This window comes from Allorhodopirellula heiligendammensis, from assembly GCF_007860105.1.
GTDB lineage: Bacteria > Planctomycetota > Planctomycetia > Pirellulales > Pirellulaceae > Rhodopirellula > Rhodopirellula heiligendammensis.
In genome coordinates this window covers 1,811,226-1,826,535 of the sequence record NZ_SJPU01000001.1, presented here as the reverse complement: position 1 = coordinate 1,826,535, position 15,310 = coordinate 1,811,226, and the positions used below count along the sequence as shown (strand labels likewise).

At 56.7% G+C, this 15,310-nt stretch carries 11 protein-coding genes; 8 read left to right on the top strand and 3 right to left on the bottom strand.

Going from position 1 to position 15,310, the window contains the following annotated elements:
• Window positions 1-57: 57 nt before the first annotated feature.
• Together leuD and Poly21_RS06890 are read left to right on the top strand one after the other, a co-directional pair.
• A complete protein-coding gene (gene leuD, locus Poly21_RS06895; RefSeq protein ID WP_146406153.1) occupies window positions 58-651 on the top strand; it encodes a 3-isopropylmalate dehydratase small subunit in 594 nt (197 codons plus the stop codon).
• Window positions 652-848: 197 nt separating this feature from the next.
• Window positions 849-1,313 carry an NINE protein gene (locus tag Poly21_RS06890; protein WP_146406152.1) on the top strand — a complete coding sequence of 155 codons (465 nt, stop codon included), beginning with the start codon at window positions 849-851 and terminating at the stop codon, window positions 1,311-1,313.
• 15 nt (window positions 1,314-1,328) lie between these two features.
• Here the strand turns inward: Poly21_RS06890 and Poly21_RS06885 are convergent, their stop codons facing one another.
• On the bottom strand, window positions 1,329-1,844 hold the full coding sequence (locus Poly21_RS06885; protein ID WP_146406151.1) for an FxsA family protein: 516 nt from the start codon (window positions 1,842-1,844) through the stop codon (window positions 1,329-1,331).
• A 216-nt stretch (window positions 1,845-2,060) separates the two neighbouring features.
• Here Poly21_RS06885 and Poly21_RS06880 point away from each other — a divergent pair, with 216 nt between their 5' ends.
• Window positions 2,061-3,479 carry a sulfatase family protein gene (locus Poly21_RS06880; protein WP_146406150.1) on the top strand — a complete coding sequence of 473 codons (1,419 nt, stop codon included), beginning with the start codon at window positions 2,061-2,063 and terminating at the stop codon, window positions 3,477-3,479.
• A 273-nt stretch (window positions 3,480-3,752) separates the two neighbouring features.
• On the opposite strand, the gene Poly21_RS06875 is transcribed toward Poly21_RS06880, so the two are convergent.
• Window positions 3,753-5,216 carry a sulfatase gene (locus tag Poly21_RS06875; protein WP_146406149.1) on the bottom strand — a complete coding sequence of 488 codons (1,464 nt, stop codon included), beginning with the start codon at window positions 5,214-5,216 and terminating at the stop codon, window positions 3,753-3,755.
• 73 nt (window positions 5,217-5,289) lie between these two features.
• On the opposite strand from Poly21_RS06875, the gene Poly21_RS06870 reads away from it, so the two are divergent.
• Together Poly21_RS06870 and Poly21_RS06865 are read left to right on the top strand one after the other, a co-directional pair.
• A complete protein-coding gene (locus Poly21_RS06870) occupies window positions 5,290-6,354 on the top strand; it encodes an ROK family protein (protein WP_146406148.1) in 1,065 nt (354 codons plus the stop codon).
• Complete coding sequence (locus tag Poly21_RS06865) at window positions 6,351-8,276, top strand: glucosamine-6-phosphate deaminase (protein WP_146406147.1); 1,926 nt, start codon at window positions 6,351-6,353, stop codon at window positions 8,274-8,276. Before Poly21_RS06870 ends, Poly21_RS06865 begins: the two co-directional genes overlap by 4 nt.
• Window positions 8,277-8,397: 121 nt before the next feature.
• Here Poly21_RS06865 and Poly21_RS06860 read toward each other — a convergent pair whose 3' ends face one another.
• Window positions 8,398-9,339, bottom strand: a complete 942-nt coding sequence (locus Poly21_RS06860; RefSeq protein ID WP_146406146.1) for an endonuclease/exonuclease/phosphatase family protein — start codon at window positions 9,337-9,339, stop codon at window positions 8,398-8,400.
• Between the two features lie 229 nt (window positions 9,340-9,568).
• Between Poly21_RS06860 and Poly21_RS06855 the strand changes: the two genes are divergently transcribed.
• From Poly21_RS06855 to Poly21_RS06845, 3 genes are all read left to right on the top strand, one after another.
• Window positions 9,569-10,000: a hypothetical protein gene (locus tag Poly21_RS06855; RefSeq protein WP_302117918.1), complete on the top strand. Its 432-nt coding sequence runs from the start codon at window positions 9,569-9,571 to the stop codon at window positions 9,998-10,000.
• A gap of 328 nt (window positions 10,001-10,328) precedes the next feature.
• Window positions 10,329-13,265, top strand: coding sequence for a tetratricopeptide repeat protein (locus Poly21_RS06850; RefSeq protein WP_146406144.1), 2,937 nt, complete (start codon window positions 10,329-10,331; stop codon window positions 13,263-13,265).
• Window positions 13,255-15,153: a CRTAC1 family protein gene (locus Poly21_RS06845; protein WP_146406143.1), complete on the top strand. Its 1,899-nt coding sequence runs from the start codon at window positions 13,255-13,257 to the stop codon at window positions 15,151-15,153. Before Poly21_RS06850 ends, Poly21_RS06845 begins: the two co-directional genes overlap by 11 nt.
• Window positions 15,154-15,310 lie beyond the last annotated feature (157 nt).

Below are 15,310 nucleotides of genomic sequence, written 5' to 3'. Positions count from 1 at the left end.
TCGACTGCTAGCTGGATGTTTGTCGCTAGCAGTTCGTCCTAAGCTGTAGGCTTTCTGATGCAACATTTCACCATCCACCAAGGCGTTGTCGCGACGCTGGACCGTGCCAACGTCGATACCGACGCGATCATTCCAAAGCAATTCCTGAAACGAATTGAGCGCACCGGTTTCGGTCAGTTTCTGTTCTTTGACTGGCGTTTTCTGGATGATGGGACCACTGAGAATCCCGAATTCGAACTGAACCGTATCAATGTCAAAGGCGCCTCGATCCTGATCGCCCGCCAGAACTTTGGCAGCGGAAGCAGTCGCGAACATGCCGTCTGGGCACTCGATGACTACGGGTTTCGCGCCGTCATCGCACCCTCGTTTGCGGATATTTTTTATAACAACTCCTTCAAGAACGGATTGTTGCCAATCGTACTCAGCGAGGCTGACGTGGAAGAGTTGTTCCAGCGAGCAGGTAAAGGCAATCCCTACCAACTCACCGTCGATTTAGAGAACCAAACGGTTTCAGACGGCGAGGGTTTTGAGAGGTCCTTTGAAATTGACGCCAGCCGCCGCGAGAAATTGTTGCACGGTCTCGACGACATCGCTCAAACTCTGCAGCACGAAGACAAGATCACTGCGTTCGAAGCCAACATGGTCTCGTAGGGTCGCTTGGCGGGGGTGTGACGCACCCAGGGAGATTGGCATGTTATCTGCGCCACGCTACTGGCGTATTGGCATGTTATCTGCTTGAGAATGTGGCCAATGGGTGCCAGAAATTTCGCCCTGATAGGTGGTGTTTCCAGCCTATCTGAAGAGACGCTCGTCTCATTCTCTCCCGCCATCTCGCTTGCAGGACGTCCATGTCAACTTACGAACGCGCGCCCGATAACGCCTACTCCACCTCGCCTGGTGCACTGGACCCCACGCGGGAGCAGGTTCATCAGTTCGCCCCCCAAACGCACCCAGTGCTCCTGGGGTATCTCTTTTGGATCATTGGTTTTACCGGTGCCCATCGCTTTTACTACGGCAAACCACTGACCGGTGCGTTATGGTTTTTTACCGGCGGATTGCTCCTGGTTGGTTGGATTGTCGACGTGTTCCTGATCCCCGCGATGTCCGAGGAGGCTGAGTCTCGATATCCGCCGCGGGCAACCGACTACAGCCTCGCGTGGGTGCTGTTGGTGTTCCTTGGCATCTTCGGTGCCCACCGCTTTTACATGGGCAAGTTCGTCACCGGTTTGGTGTACTTATTGACCGGGGGCCTATTCGGAATCGGCTACGTGTACGACATCTGCACACTCAACGAGCAAATTAAGTTTTCTTGAGTCTCGGGCGATCGGCTAGTGGGATTGGCCCTGCTTCGGACCAAAACTGGGGGCATCGATTGTGAACCGGTCTCCGCCCGATGGGTGTGGCCTCCATTGGCCGGATGCCGAAGCGGGGTCTACATCGGGGGACGATGGCGATTGAGGATGAAAACCCGATGTGTGAATCTGGAACCTGCCGGCGTAGCGTCTGCGCAAAAAACCTCCCACCGTTCGACGGCCAAAGGGTGTCAGTAGGAAAAATCCAAGCGAATCGGTCAGCAGCCCCGGCGTGAGCAACAACGCTGCGGCGAACGCAATCATCATCCCGTCCTGAATTTCTCTGCCAGGCATGCGGCCGGAGGCGAGGGCTGCACGGAATCGCATCAGCGCCGCTAGTCCCTCCCGGCGAGCCAGCAGCGAGCCGATCACGCCCGTCACGATCACGATTGTCAGCGTCATCATCCAGCTCGTGGCATCAGCCATCCGCAGCAACAAGACCAGCTCGATGAATGGGACGCAGATGAATAGGGCGAAGAGGCGAATTAACATTTTGAAACCTTGCATGAGGGCACGACACTGCCGGACAAACCCAACGAGAACACCCCTGAAAGACTGCCAGCTTGGCATTCCGGCCCGTCAAATGGTGTCGTTGGACTTAAGAAAGCGAATGCCGTTCCAATAGTAAACTACGGTAGGGAAGTGCACCGCAGTCGGCTAGAATGGCTCGTTGATCCCATTTCCTTCGATTTCCAAGGTGTCCCCACCATGCTCCGATTGTTCGCCGCCCTCGGCCTTTTGACCTGGATTGCCGGCGCTGCGTCTGCCGCTCCACCGCCGAATATTCTGGTCATCCTTGCGGATGACTGCACCTACAACGATTTACCGATTTACGGTGGGCGTAACGCACTCACTCCCAACCTGGATCAGTTCGCCAGCGAGAGTTTAGTATTTAACCAGGCACATTTAGCCGAGGCGATGTGCCAGCCTTGTCGTGCTGAACTCTATTCGGGCCTGTACCCCATGCGAAACGGCTGTGCGTGGAACCACTCCGCGAGTTTCGACGATATCCAGACGATGCCCGACTATTTGGGGGAGATCGGCTATCGCGTTGGCATCGCCGGCAAGGTGCATGTCAAGCCGGATCAAGCGTATCCGTTTGAGTCCGTTGGTGGGTACGACCCCAACTGCGTTCGCGATCCCACCATGGCACATGACATCAGTGAAGCGAAGTCGTTCGTGACGCGTCGCGACGATGAGCCGTTCTGTCTGGTCGTTGCGCTCGTTGATCCTCACGTACCCTGGGTGATGGGCGACTCGTCGGTTTACCCGCCTGCCGACATCGAGCTACCTCCCAACATTGCCAATACGAAGGTGACTCGGGAAGGATTCTCCCGGTACCTCGCCGAGATCACCTACATGGATGGTCAGGTTGGCGAATTGCTCGCGATGTTGAAGGCGACGGGCCACGACGATGATACGCTTGTGCTGTTTTCGTCTGAGCAGGGCTCACAGTTCCCCGGCAACAAGTGGACGAACTGGAGCACGGGGCTGCATACGGCGCTGATTGCTCGATGGCCGGGCGTCATCCCCGCCGGCCAACGCACCGACGCATTGGTGCAGTATGCCGACGTGCTACCCACTCTCATCGACGCTGCAGGCGGAAAGGTTGACCCCGCTGATTTTGACGGCATCAGTTTCCTGCCGGTGCTACAGCGTCAGACCGATCAGCATCGTGATTATGTCTACGGCGTTCATAATAATGTTCCGGAAGGTCCTCCCTATCCAATTCGCTCGATCAGCAATGGAGAGTATCGCTATATCCGCAATTTGAGCCCCGACAATTTGTACATCGAGAAGCACGTCATGGGTTCGGAGCCCAGTGTCCATGTTGCTCGCAATTACTGGCGAACGTGGGTCTGGGACTCCACCACCAAGCCGCGTGTTTACGACCTTGTTCAGCGATACCAACGCCGCCCCGCTGAGACGCTGTACCACACCGCCTCGGACCCTTACGAGATGCAAAACTTGATCGGTTCTGATTCCACCTCGGAGATTCAACAAGAGTTGAGCGATGAGTTGGATCGCTGGTTGGAGTCTCAAGGTGATCCTGGTGTCGAACAAGACACGATGGCTTCCCTCCGCGCCGCCAAGCAGGGTAAGCATCGATTCCGCGTTCCTGAATAGGCGTTTTATGCGTCGTTCAACGCATCTCCGTGCGAGCTTCCCGCGCACAGCTCGTTGAATCGTGTATCCGTCGGATCGCGATCGGTGGGCTGAGGATGAATTGAGTGCTGTCAGGCACCAGGCATTGTCGCTAGCCAGGCATTGTCGCTAGCCGGGCAGTGTCGCTAGCCGGGCATTGTCGCTAGCCGTGCCGCTCGCGCGTCTCGGCCCACGGCGTTCAATAGCTCCACTGCGCGGTCTGCTGCAAAAGCTCGCGTTCCCGAGGCGACTCGGTCACTGACGCGTTTCCGCTTTCTGGATCGCTTGCGATTCGAACTCGGCGTCGTAGGCGGGATTTTTTTGGGTTGGCACCGGAGCACCGGTGCGTTCTCGCCACTGCACCATTTGAGCGTGTAGCTGAGCCGTTTGTTCTGGCATCGAGGTTGCGAGGTTTTGACGTTCGCCGGGATCGTTGCTCAGATCATAGAGCTCCAACGCACCATCTTCGAAGTACTCGTGCAGCTTCCACTTTCCGCTCCGCATCGCCGAGCCGGGACGGGTGCGAAAGAGTGGGTCGCGTGCGTCATCTCGTGGCCCATCGTAGCTCTGTAAGTAAACCGGGAAGTGCCAGTACTGGGGTACCGGTTCCCAAGGGCCCGAGCCCGTCATCAGCGGCATCAGACTCACGCCATCGAGCACGGTGCGAGCGGGCGAATCGACTTCAGCAGCTGCGAGAAACGTGGGATAGAGATCCATGGTGTTGACGGCTTCGGCGCATGTGGTGCCAGCTGCGATTTTTCCGGGCCAGCGCATCACGAATGGCTCGCGAACACCGCCTTCATAGTACGACCCTTTCCCGCCTCGAAGCGGTTTCTGAGAGTGAACCGCAGCGATGCCTCCGTTGTCGGAGGAAAAGACGACGAGAGTTGAATCGGTCAGATCAAGTCGATCGATTGCCGCTAACACTTTCCCGATCGACTCATCAATCTTTTCGACCATGGACCCATATTTGGCATCGATGCCACTGCGTTGATAGTTATCGACATACTCGGGCACTGGCGTCAGCGGCGAGTGAACGAGATACGGTGAGAAATGAATGAACATGGGCTCGCCGCGATTCTCTTCCATAAATTCAACAGCTTCGTTCGCGAACACGTCCACGCGGTGCGTGTGGTCGTCCACTTCACGGGTCCACTTCGCCATCGCTCCCTTGGACCATGGCGAATAATAGCCTCCCGACGGGCTACCGCTTTGATCACCACCTACGTTGACGTCGAATCCATCCTGCAGCGGATCCTTGCCAATATGGTATTTACCCAAGTGAATCGTTCGGTAACCGCCAGCTTTCAATGCCTCGGCCATGGTGAGCACATCCGGCGACAAGAGTTGAGTATTTTCAGTCGGAATCAGCCGGCGCGTCTTTGCTTTGCCGCGTTCTGAGGTGCCGACGGTGTAGACGCCGTGGCGAGGCGTCCACTGGCCGCTGTGGACGGAGGCGCGACTCGGTGCACAATTGGCAGCCGGTGCGTAGGCAGCGGTAAATACCATTCCCTGTTTTGCCAGGCGGTCGATATTGGGGGTCCGAAAGATCGGATCGTTGTAACCCACATCCATCAGCCCTAGGTCGTCGGCATTGATGTAGACGATATGAGGCTTTGCGGCGGAAACCGGTTGGTAGGCAAAACTCGCTATGAGCCCTACGGCGAGCGAAATCCACTTCAAAGATCCGCAGTTAAATATCACGACCTGCTCGTTCATTCTCGAGGCACTTTTAGTTAGAGTATGACGCACTCGTCACGCCTGCTTCCTATCTTAACCTGCTATTTTACTGATGTCCCAGCATACCGTCTCCATTACACGGCCCAAAACGTTACAGGCGGGACAGCCAGTTTATCTCGGTATTGATGTAGGTGGAACCAATGTCAAGTTAGGTTTGGTGAGTGACGACGGCCAGCTTCTCACGCAGTCGACGGCACCGACACCTGCCCTGGGAACCCCGGAGCGAGTGTTTGAACACGCGATGGAATTTGCCGCTGAGCAACTGAACTTGCTCGGATGCGGCGTAACTTTGAATGGTGTTGGGTTGGCGGTTCCCGGCGTGCTTGACACCTCAGCGATGGCACTGCGCGAGGTCGTGAACCTGCCCGGTTGGCTCGATCAACCACTGCTGCGTCTGTTGGCCGATGCCGCTCATGTTCCGGCCATGGTGGTCAATGATGCCAATGCAGCGGCACTGGCGGAACACTCGCGGCGAGGCCTGGGGAATCACTCGTTGGCGTTGATGACGCTCGGTACCGGAATCGGTTGTGGCGTCGTCGTCGGCGGACATCCGCATAGCGGTGATCATGGGTGTGCGGGCGAACTCGGCCATATCGCTGTGCGGTTTGGAGAGGATGCGTTGCCCTGCACCTGTGGCAGTCGGGGCCATCTCGAATCGTACGCCGGTTCCGGCGGTGTGATTGCAAGATTGCGAGCGGCGTATGCGTCTCAACCACAGTTGGCGGTACCCGAATGTCTGTCGTCTCAAAATGTCACGCCCCGTGAAATCGCTGAGCAAGCCGCCGCTGGTAACGCAATTTGTCAGGCGGTAATCGACGAAACGGCGAGCTACGTCGGTGCGGGGATTGGCATGTTGGCTCAAGTGGTCGATCCTGCGGTGGTGTTGCTTGGCGGCGCGATGACGTTTGGAGGTCCCGGCACGCCGACGGGAACACGATTCATGAAACTGATTCGCCAGACCGTTCGAGACACAACGCTGGCCCAAGTTGGAAAGCACCTGATTGTGGATTTCGCATCGCTGGGTAACGATGCCGGTATCCTCGGTGCAGCGCTCGTTGCGAAGCAAGCTGCAGCGGATGCATCCATTCAAATTGCCAACCACTCAGACAGACTATGATTGTCAATCCCAACGAACGAATTCCTTGCCGCATTTTTGACCGTGCTTCGGACGCCAGTATCGCGGCGGCGCAAGAAATTGCCGCATTGATTCGCCAGTGCGCTGCGAACGACCGTCCCTGTGTTCTCGGCCTCGTCTCGGGGTCATCGCCAGTGAACGTCTATCAGGAACTGGTGCGGATGCATCGCGAAGAATCGCTGTCCTTCGCCAATGTATTTACGTTTAATCTGGATGAATATTTTCCGATGCAGCCGCACGAGTTGCAGAGCGTCGCGAGGTTCATGCAGGAGCACTTGTTCGAGCACGTCGATATCCCCGCTGATCAGATCCATTTGCTCGACGGTTCGTTGCCCCGAGACGAGATCGCGACGCACTGCCACCAGTTCGAACAGTCCATTCGGAACCTGGGCGGGATCGCACTGCAGTTGCTCGGCATTAACCGAGCGGGACACATCGGGGTAAACGAACCCGGTTCGGACCGTAGTTGCCGGACACGGATGATCACACTCGATCAAGTGACACGAACGGATGCGGCGAGTGATTTCTTTGGCGCTGAAAATGTGCCGCGTCACGCGCTCACGATGGGAGTCGGGACCATTCTCGAAGCGAAACAGATTCTCTTGCTCGCATTCGGTGAAGGCAAAGCGGATATTGTCAAACGCACCGTAGAAGGGTTTGCTGGCTCCAGTGTGCCCTCGACGTTTCTGCAGGATCATCCTGCCACGGTATTGCTACTCGATGCGGCAGCAGCATCGAATCTGACGCGGGTTCAAAGCCCATGGTTACTGGGGGAGGTCGCGTGGGACGAAGCGACGATTCGCCGCGCCGTCATCGATCTGTCTGAGGCGACCGGCAAAGCAATCCTAAAATTGACCGATGCCGACTACAACGAGCAGGGGTTGCAGGACCTGCTTGCGGCCCATGGTAGCGCCTATGACATCAACTTGAGAATCTTCCGCCAGCTCCATTCGACGATCACCGGTTGGCCAGGCGGGAAGCCCGCCCATGCGAAACAGGTTGGCGATCGGCCTGGTAACCGTGATGATATCTTCCCCAAACGCATTGTCTTGTTTTCGCCCCATCCTGACGACGACGTTATCTCGATGGGGGGGACGCTGATTCGATTGGTTGATCAGGGCCACGAGGTGCACGTTGCCTATCAAACTTCAGGCAATATCGCTGTCTTCGACGAGGACGCACTTCGTTACGCCGAGTTCGTTGACGATTTCTGTCGTCGTTTTGATTTGCGGCCAACCGGACTCGACGAACTTGCAGATCATGTCGATACGTTTTTGCGGAACAAGAAGGCGGGCCAGATCGATAGTGAGCAAGTCCAAAATATCAAGGGATTGATTCGACGTAGTGAAGCGCGCGAGGGCGCGCGGTGTTGTGGCGTCGCTGACGAGCATTTGCATTTCCTTGATCTGCCGTTTTATCAAACTGGCCGAGTGAAGAAATCTCCGATATCGGAAGCAGATCTCAAAATCACGATCGACTTACTGCAGCGCATCCAGCCGCATCAAATCTATGCGGCCGGTGATCTCTCCGATCCGCACGGCACCCACCGCACCTGTTTGTCCGTCATCCTGCAGTCCTGTTTACGGTGCCAGGACGATCCCTGGTACAGCTCCGCCGCGGTCTGGTTGTACCGCGGTGCATGGCAAGAATGGGCACCCCATCAAATTGAGATGGCGGTGCCGTTGAGCCCCGAAGAGGTCCAACGCAAACGCATGGCAATCTTCAAACATCAATCTCAGAAAGACCGTGCCCTCTTCCCAGGTAGCGACGCACGCGAGTTCTGGCAGCGTGCCGAAGCCCGCAATGCGGAGACCGCCCGGCGATATGACGCCTTGGGACTCGCCGAGTACGCGGCCATCGAAGGCTTCGTGCGCTGGGATGGCCAGTCAGGAATTGAACTTTGAACGCCGGACTGGCGGCGAGATGCCGATCGCAGGAGTGACTCACCGCGGACTCCGGTGAGTGGTCCGTTGCAGAGGCTATCGGTCGCAGACTCGGCGTGGCTCCGACATGCGATTCGCCGCATCACTCGACCCATTTGAGCGTTGCGGTGATCGGATAGTGGTCCGACGGGGTTTGCCCGTCGTAGTCGGTCCGATCAATTTCTGCGGCCTCAATTTGCCATTGCTTGCTGACGCCGATCCAATCGATCCGGGTCCCTTTCAAGACGTTCGGACGAAATCCAGAGAAGGTGGCTCCGCGGTTGGCGGCATCGGGATGCGTCTTTGCAAACGTGTCGGTCAGTAGGATACTTCCCGCTGGCGAATCCGTCGGGCCGGCGAACAGAATTCGATGCGGTTCGCTTTCGGGGGACGCGTTGAAATCGCCCGTTACAATGCAAGCGAATCCTTGGCCGAGTTCATCAATTTTGACACGCAGGAGTTTTGCGGACTCCTTCCTTGCCTCTACCCCACGATGATCGAAGTGCGTGTTGACGAAGAGGATCGGTTGTCCGTCATTTTGACGATCCCGAAGCTTGATCCACGAACAGATCCGTGGCAGGCTACTGTCCCATGATTTGCTGCCGACGACCTCAGAGGTTTCGCTAAGCCAAAAGTGTCCCTCTTCGAGCCGTTCAAATCGTTCGGTACGGAAAAAAATGGCGGTCATTTCGCCGGCCTGTCCACCGTCATCGCGTCCCACGCCGATACTGGTGTACGCGGGCAAATGAGCGTCCAAGAATTGCTTCTGAAACCCCAACGTTTCTTGCGTACCAAGCAGGTCCGGTGAAAATGCTTTGATAGTCTCAGCGACTAGTGTCTTGCGTTTCTCCCAGTGATTTTCGCCATCCTTCGCACTCCCATAGCGAATGTTGAAGCTCATCACTTTCACGTCGTCCGCCACCGCTGCAGCCGATGTGAGACAGGAGATTAAGAGGCCGGCAAGGACAAGGTGTCGGCGGGCCCAAACATTCCGAAATGGACGAGCATTTCGAAGTGAATAAGGGGTAATGGCAGATAACTTCATAGCAAGGGCTCACATGGTGAAGCGGGAAAGGAAAGGCGGCGCACAGGCTGTTAATCTAATCCACTTTGCGGGCGGCATGGTGGGACGTGTGCCCGCAAAGAACCTGCCTGCGTCACGGGCCCGGCAGTCACCGCGTTAGCGGTTTCTGCAGCGGCCGGCCGATCCATCACAGCCTCTGAACTCTACTTTTCCATCGGGGGGGTATCTTGTGCAAAATGGCTGCGGTTGATTGACTCCCACCACTGAAGCGAATACGCTTATAGCGAGTCCTGTCGTCCCTGAGCACGTGTTGATGTTGCGATTTTTCCCACTCGCCGTATTTTTTGCCGTCTTGCTGGGGGTGTGTACGCCCCTGTCGGTTCAGGCGAGTTGTGGTGATTGGTTGCAGCACGCGGCATCGCCCGGCGATACGGACACCATGGGTGCCGATCGGACTCCTCCGCCGATGGCACCCTGCCACGGCCCCCAGTGTCGGCAGTCACCCCGCGACCCTGGCCCGTTACCAGCAAGTCCGAGTGTCGAGCGGCATCATCATGATGCGGCGTGGTTGCGTCAGGCCGGTGTAGCGGCCGACCTACTCGACGCCGAATGGTTCGTCGCCGACAGGTTGTTTCTGCCGGATGGCTATCGAATGGGGATCGAGCGGCCTCCGCAGTCTTAGTGAGAAGGCTGTACTGCGGCGTCACGTGATCTGCAACTCAGCGCACGCGCGTGATGCTCGTTGGACGGGGTGCCCAATCGCTACCTCCCGCGTGGCCTGGTTGGGCTCGCGGTTCAAGCGAGGCGATCCGATGCACGTCGGGTGAGGTGCCGCAGTGCGTGGACGAGGCGCGCCTTTCGTTTGGAAGTCCTGCGTTCTCTGTGCTCCTGAGGTGTGGATCTGAACCTCCATGCCGAGATCGATGTGGGCGGTGACGCTCACGCCAAGCAGCAGTGATCCATTGGTAATTCTGCGCTGTCATTCTCACTTATCTCACTAGGACCCTTCTATGTCATCCGTTTCCACTACGGGTACCGCTGCGCCGGTGCCGCGTAAGAAATACGTGCGCGCCGTCGGGCCACGACTGCGCAAACTGCTCTATTTTATTTTCGTTCTCGTTGCCCTCTTGTTCGCCAACTCTGGGTATCTCTCGATTTTCACATTCCTCGAATGGTTTAGTGGAAAGACGTACCAAGACTTCTTTTACCAATACATGTTCCTAGCACACTTAGTGCTTGGCCTGCTCCTGATTTTGCCGCTTGTCATTTTTGGCTTGGTGCACACGTGGAATACCAAGGACCGCCGCAACCGCCGCGCCGTCAGGATTGGTTATGTTTTGCTGGGCGTCAGTATGGCAATTCTTGTCACGGGCATTTTACTGGTCCGCATCGGTGGGTTCGATCTTAAACAGCCCTTGGCCCGTAATACCGTGTATTGGTTGCATGTGGCCTGCCCGCTGGCCGCCGTCTGGCTGTACTGGTTACACCGTTTGGCAGGCCCCAGGATCAAGTGGCGGATTGGAATGAGTTTCGCCGCTGTGGCGGTCGCAGCTATCGCGGTGATGGTGGTATTGCAGATGCAGGACCCCCGGCAATGGAACGCGATCGGACCTGACTCTGGCGTGCAGTACTTTGAGCCATCACTAGCTCGTACTGCCAGCGGCAACTTCATTCCCGCTGAAGCGATGATGAACGACGACTATTGCTTGAAATGCCACGCTGATATCCACCGGGATTGGCAGGAGAGCGTCCACCACTTCAGCTCCTTTAACAACGAACCCTATCTAGCGAGCGTGAGTGCCACTCGAGCGATGTCGCTTGAGCGAGATGGGTCCGTGCAAGCATCCCGGTGGTGCGCGGGCTGCCACGATCCGGTCCCGTTTTTCTCGGGTGCATTCGATGACCCCGAATTTGACATGCTCAAACACCCCACCGCGCGAGCCGGCATCACGTGCACAGTCTGCCACACGATTACGAACGTTAACAGCGTGCGAGGCAACGCGGACTACACCATCGAGGAGCCGCTGCACTATCCATTTGCAAACAGCGAAAATGCTGCGCTGCAGTGGATCAACAACCAGCTCGTCAAAGCCAAGCCGTCATTTCACAAGAAGACCTTCCTGAAGCCCTTTCACAAAACTGCTGAATTTTGCTCGACTTGTCATAAAGTGCATCTGCCGATGGCCCTCAACGGATACAAAGAGTTTTTAAGAGGGCAAAACCATTACGATCCGTACCTGTTCAGTGGTGTCTCTGGCCACGGCGCGAGAAGCTTTTATTATCCACCCAAGGCAGTTGATAATTGCAACGAGTGCCACATGCCACTAGTCGCCTCGGACGACTTTGGCGCAAAACATTTTGATGGTGCCGCCGAGTTGAGCGTTCACGATCACATGTTTCCTTCTGCCAATACGGGCATCGCTTGGCTGCGAGATCGCGATGACATCATCGCCATCCATCAGGAGTACCTGCAAGACATCGTACGCGTTGACATCTTTGGTATCCGCGAAGGTGGGGAAATTGATGGTGAGTTGATTGCGCCGCTGCGTCCGCAGGTCCCTACTATGAAACCGGGTGGAAGGTACCTGATTGAATCTGTGGTCCGCACACTCAAACTGGGACACCTCTTTACCCAGGGAACGGTCGATAGCAACGAGGTCTGGCTGCAGGTGAATGTTACCAGTGGAGATCGCGTGATCGGACGCAGCGGAATGATCGATCCCGAGAATGGCAATGAAGTCGACCCCTGGTCGCACTTCATTAACGTATTCATGCTCGACAAAGATGGGAATCGGATCAGCCGACGCAATCCCGAGAACATTTTCACGCCTCTGTACAACCATCAAATCCCCCCCGGCGCAGGCCAGACGGTTCACTTTGAATTGGAAGTGCCCGACGATGTGACCGAGCCGATCCAGGTCGAGTTAAAACTTCTTTACCGCAAATTTGACACGGAGTACATGGACTTTGTCGCGAAAACGAATGCGGATTTGGGCCAGCCGATCCGCGGGTATGAAGCCGGCAAGAGATATGTCAATAATCTGCCTATCACGACGATGGCCGTCGACACGGTTGAGTTTCCGGTTGAGTCTGCAGACGCTGACGCTAACCGGACTGTTCAGAATCCGGATCGCGACATCCCCCAGTGGCAGCGTTGGAACGATTATGGGATCGGGTTGTTGCTCAAGGGGAAGGCTGAACTGCGGCAGGCCGAAGAGGCGTTCACGCAGGTCGAGAAACTCGGTCGCTACGACGGGCCATTGAACTTGGCACGCGTATTGAATTCGGAAGGACGGCTGGACGAAGCGGTCGATGCGCTGCAGCGGGCTGCCGAGTACCAAGACACCGCAGGCTTCCCTCGTTGGACCTGGGCGTGGCTCTCCGGCGACGTCAACGCCCAACAGGGCCGGCTCGAGGAAGCTGAGCAGAATCTGCGCAGTGTGCTGGACGATAACACTGCCGAGATGCAGAAACGCGGTTTCGACTTCAGTATCGATATCGTGGTCATCAATCTCCTCGGTCGGACGCTGTTTGACCTCGGCAACGTCCGCGAGCGTCAACAACGTCCTGAGGAAAGTATCCTGTACTTCCGCGAAGCCGTCGCTCAGTTCGAGAAGACGCTGACGATCGATCCTGAAGACGTGTCCGCGCATCATAATTTACAACTGCTCTTCGAAAAACTCGGTGACCATGAACAGGCCGAAGTGCAACGCAAGTTGCACCAGCTGTACAAGCCTGACGACAACGCCGCCGGCCGAGCGATTCGTTTAGCCCGAGAAAAGTATCCGGCCGCCAACCACGCAGCCGAAGCCGTGGTGAAGTATTCCCTGAACCGAGACCTGCCAGCCGCCCGCCAGGACGATCCGCAGGATGGGTCGAAAGAGAAAATAAATGAAACGCAAGCAACCGCGACGGATACCCCAAAGGAGGTCAACGATGTCCAGTAAACGACGAGTCAAGGAACGTGCGGTGATTCAAGATTCGAACCGCCATCGGGCGAGCGGTCCCGACGAAGTCGATGAGAGTGAGCTTCGTGATGATGCGGCCATTGGCCGTGCGATGCGGGGCTCCTTGATCGTCTTGGGATGTTTGGTCGTGGCAGGGGCAGCCGTTGCCTACGCATTATCACGTCCAGAGCCAGCCCTGCCGGTGCGTGAATCGGAACTTGCTGCGGTGGAGATGAGGGCACTGCCGACGGTCGAATTGCCGACAGCCAAGTTTACGGACATCACCGAGCAGGCTGGAATTGATTTCGTGCACAATAATGGTGCGATCGGCGACAAGCTGCTTCCGGAGACGATGGGTGGTGGTGCCGCTTTCTTTGATTTCGACAGCGACGGTGATCAAGACCTGCTCATGGTCAATTCGAAAGATTGGCCGTGGGACGATGCCAGCGACCGATCCGGCACGTCGTCGCTGTACCGTAACGAAGGCGGACAATTCATTGACGTCACGTCAGGTTCGGGGCTCGACGTGCCGCTCTACGGCATGGGAGCTGCGGTTGGCGATTTTGACAACGATGGCCTCGTCGACGTATTCATCACGGCGGTTGGCGAGAACCGGCTCTTTCGCAACCGCGGTGATGGCAAGTTCGAGGATGTCACTGCGGCCGCAGGCGTCGGTGGTGATGAGGATCGTTGGAGTAGTAGCACGGGCTGGTTTGACTTTGACAACGATGGTGACCTGGACTTGTTCGTTTGCAACTACGTCAGCTGGAGTCGTGAGTATGACCAGTCGCAGGGCTTTCAGCTTGTCGGCGGAGGACGCGCCTATGGACGTCCGCAGAATTTTGAAGGTTCCTACCCGTATTTGTATCGCAACGAGGGCGATGGCAAATTCACAGATGTTTCGGAATCCTCGGGCGTGCAGATTCGAAATCCAGCGACAGGAGTGCCCCTTTCGAAATCGCTGGGATTGGCGATCTGCGATTTTGACAACAACGGTACGCTGGATTTGATCGTGGCCAATGACACCGTGCAGAATCTCCTGCTGCGCAACGATGGGAATGGCCATTTCACCGAAATGGGCGCGCTCGCCGGGATCGCATTTGATTCCACCGGCGCCGCCCGCGGGGCGATGGGGATCGATGTCACGTCGTTCCGCGACCGTCGTGCAATGGCCGTTGCCATTGGAAACTTTTCCAACGAAATGACCGCACTGTATGTCACCAAAGCCGGACAGATGCAGTTCTTCGATGAGGCACTTTCGACAGGGTTGGGACCGAGTACGCGACTGCTGCTCACCTTCGGGCTGGCCTATCTGGACTTCGATCTCGATGGACGCCTCGATTTATTCTGCGCCAATGGGCATTTGGAAGAAGACATCAATCGGGTCCAGCCAAGCCAACATTATGAACAGCCGCCACAATTGTTTTGGAATGCGGGTCCCGAGTTCGGCACCGAGTTCCTGGCGATGGGAGAACCGCAGGTCGGCCCCGATCTGCTCAAACCAATGGCAGGCCGTGGCGCTACCTTTGCCGACATCGACGACGACGGCGATCTCGACGTTTTAATCACAGCGAGTGGGCGTGCACCACGACTGCTCCGCAATGATCAAGAGCTGGGGCACCATTGGTTGCGGATTAAACTGGTAGGTGATGCAAAGCTTTGCAACCGCGACGCTATCGGTGCCTGGGTGGAAGTCGCGGTGGGAGATGAGGTGCTGTCAAAGCAAGTCATGCCGACACGCAGTTACCTCTCCCAAGTCGAATTGCCACTGACGTTTGGTCTCGGTGAGTCCGACAACGTGAAAAACGTGACTGTCCAGTGGCCCGATGGCGAACGTGTTGAGCTCGGCCCCCTCGCGGTGGATCAAACGCACGTGATCGAGCGTTGATACCGAAACGTCCCGTCAATGCTGACCGTCGCGAGTCTCTCACATGAGGCAACCGCACCTGAGCTGACACTGATCGCGTGAAAGACCGCTCTGCACAGCAGCCTGCTGTGCAGGCGGAATTGGATTCGCAGCATCTCAGTGGCCAAGTGCCAAATAC

What these genes read in the sequence shown, in the direction of transcription:
- Poly21_RS06885 (WP_146406151.1), bottom strand. Translation starts at nt 1,844, where the DNA reads ATGTTAATTCGCCTCTTCGCCCTATTCATCTGCGTCCCATTCATCGAG.
- Poly21_RS06865 (WP_146406147.1), top strand. Translation starts at nt 6,351, where the DNA reads ATGATTGTCAATCCCAACGAACGAATTCCTTGCCGCATTTTTGACCGT.
- Poly21_RS06870 (WP_146406148.1), top strand. Translation starts at nt 5,290, where the DNA reads ATGTCCCAGCATACCGTCTCCATTACACGGCCCAAAACGTTACAGGCG.
- Poly21_RS06850 (WP_146406144.1), top strand. Translation starts at nt 10,329, where the DNA reads ATGTCATCCGTTTCCACTACGGGTACCGCTGCGCCGGTGCCGCGTAAG.
- Poly21_RS06860 (WP_146406146.1), bottom strand. Translation starts at nt 9,339, where the DNA reads ATGAAGTTATCTGCCATTACCCCTTATTCACTTCGAAATGCTCGTCCA.
- leuD (WP_146406153.1), top strand. Translation starts at nt 58, where the DNA reads ATGCAACATTTCACCATCCACCAAGGCGTTGTCGCGACGCTGGACCGT.
- Poly21_RS06890 (WP_146406152.1), top strand. Translation starts at nt 849, where the DNA reads ATGTCAACTTACGAACGCGCGCCCGATAACGCCTACTCCACCTCGCCT.
- Poly21_RS06875 (WP_146406149.1), bottom strand. Translation starts at nt 5,216, where the DNA reads ATGAACGAGCAGGTCGTGATATTTAACTGCGGATCTTTGAAGTGGATT.
- Poly21_RS06845 (WP_146406143.1), top strand. Translation starts at nt 13,255, where the DNA reads ATGTCCAGTAAACGACGAGTCAAGGAACGTGCGGTGATTCAAGATTCG.
- Poly21_RS06880 (WP_146406150.1), top strand. Translation starts at nt 2,061, where the DNA reads ATGCTCCGATTGTTCGCCGCCCTCGGCCTTTTGACCTGGATTGCCGGC.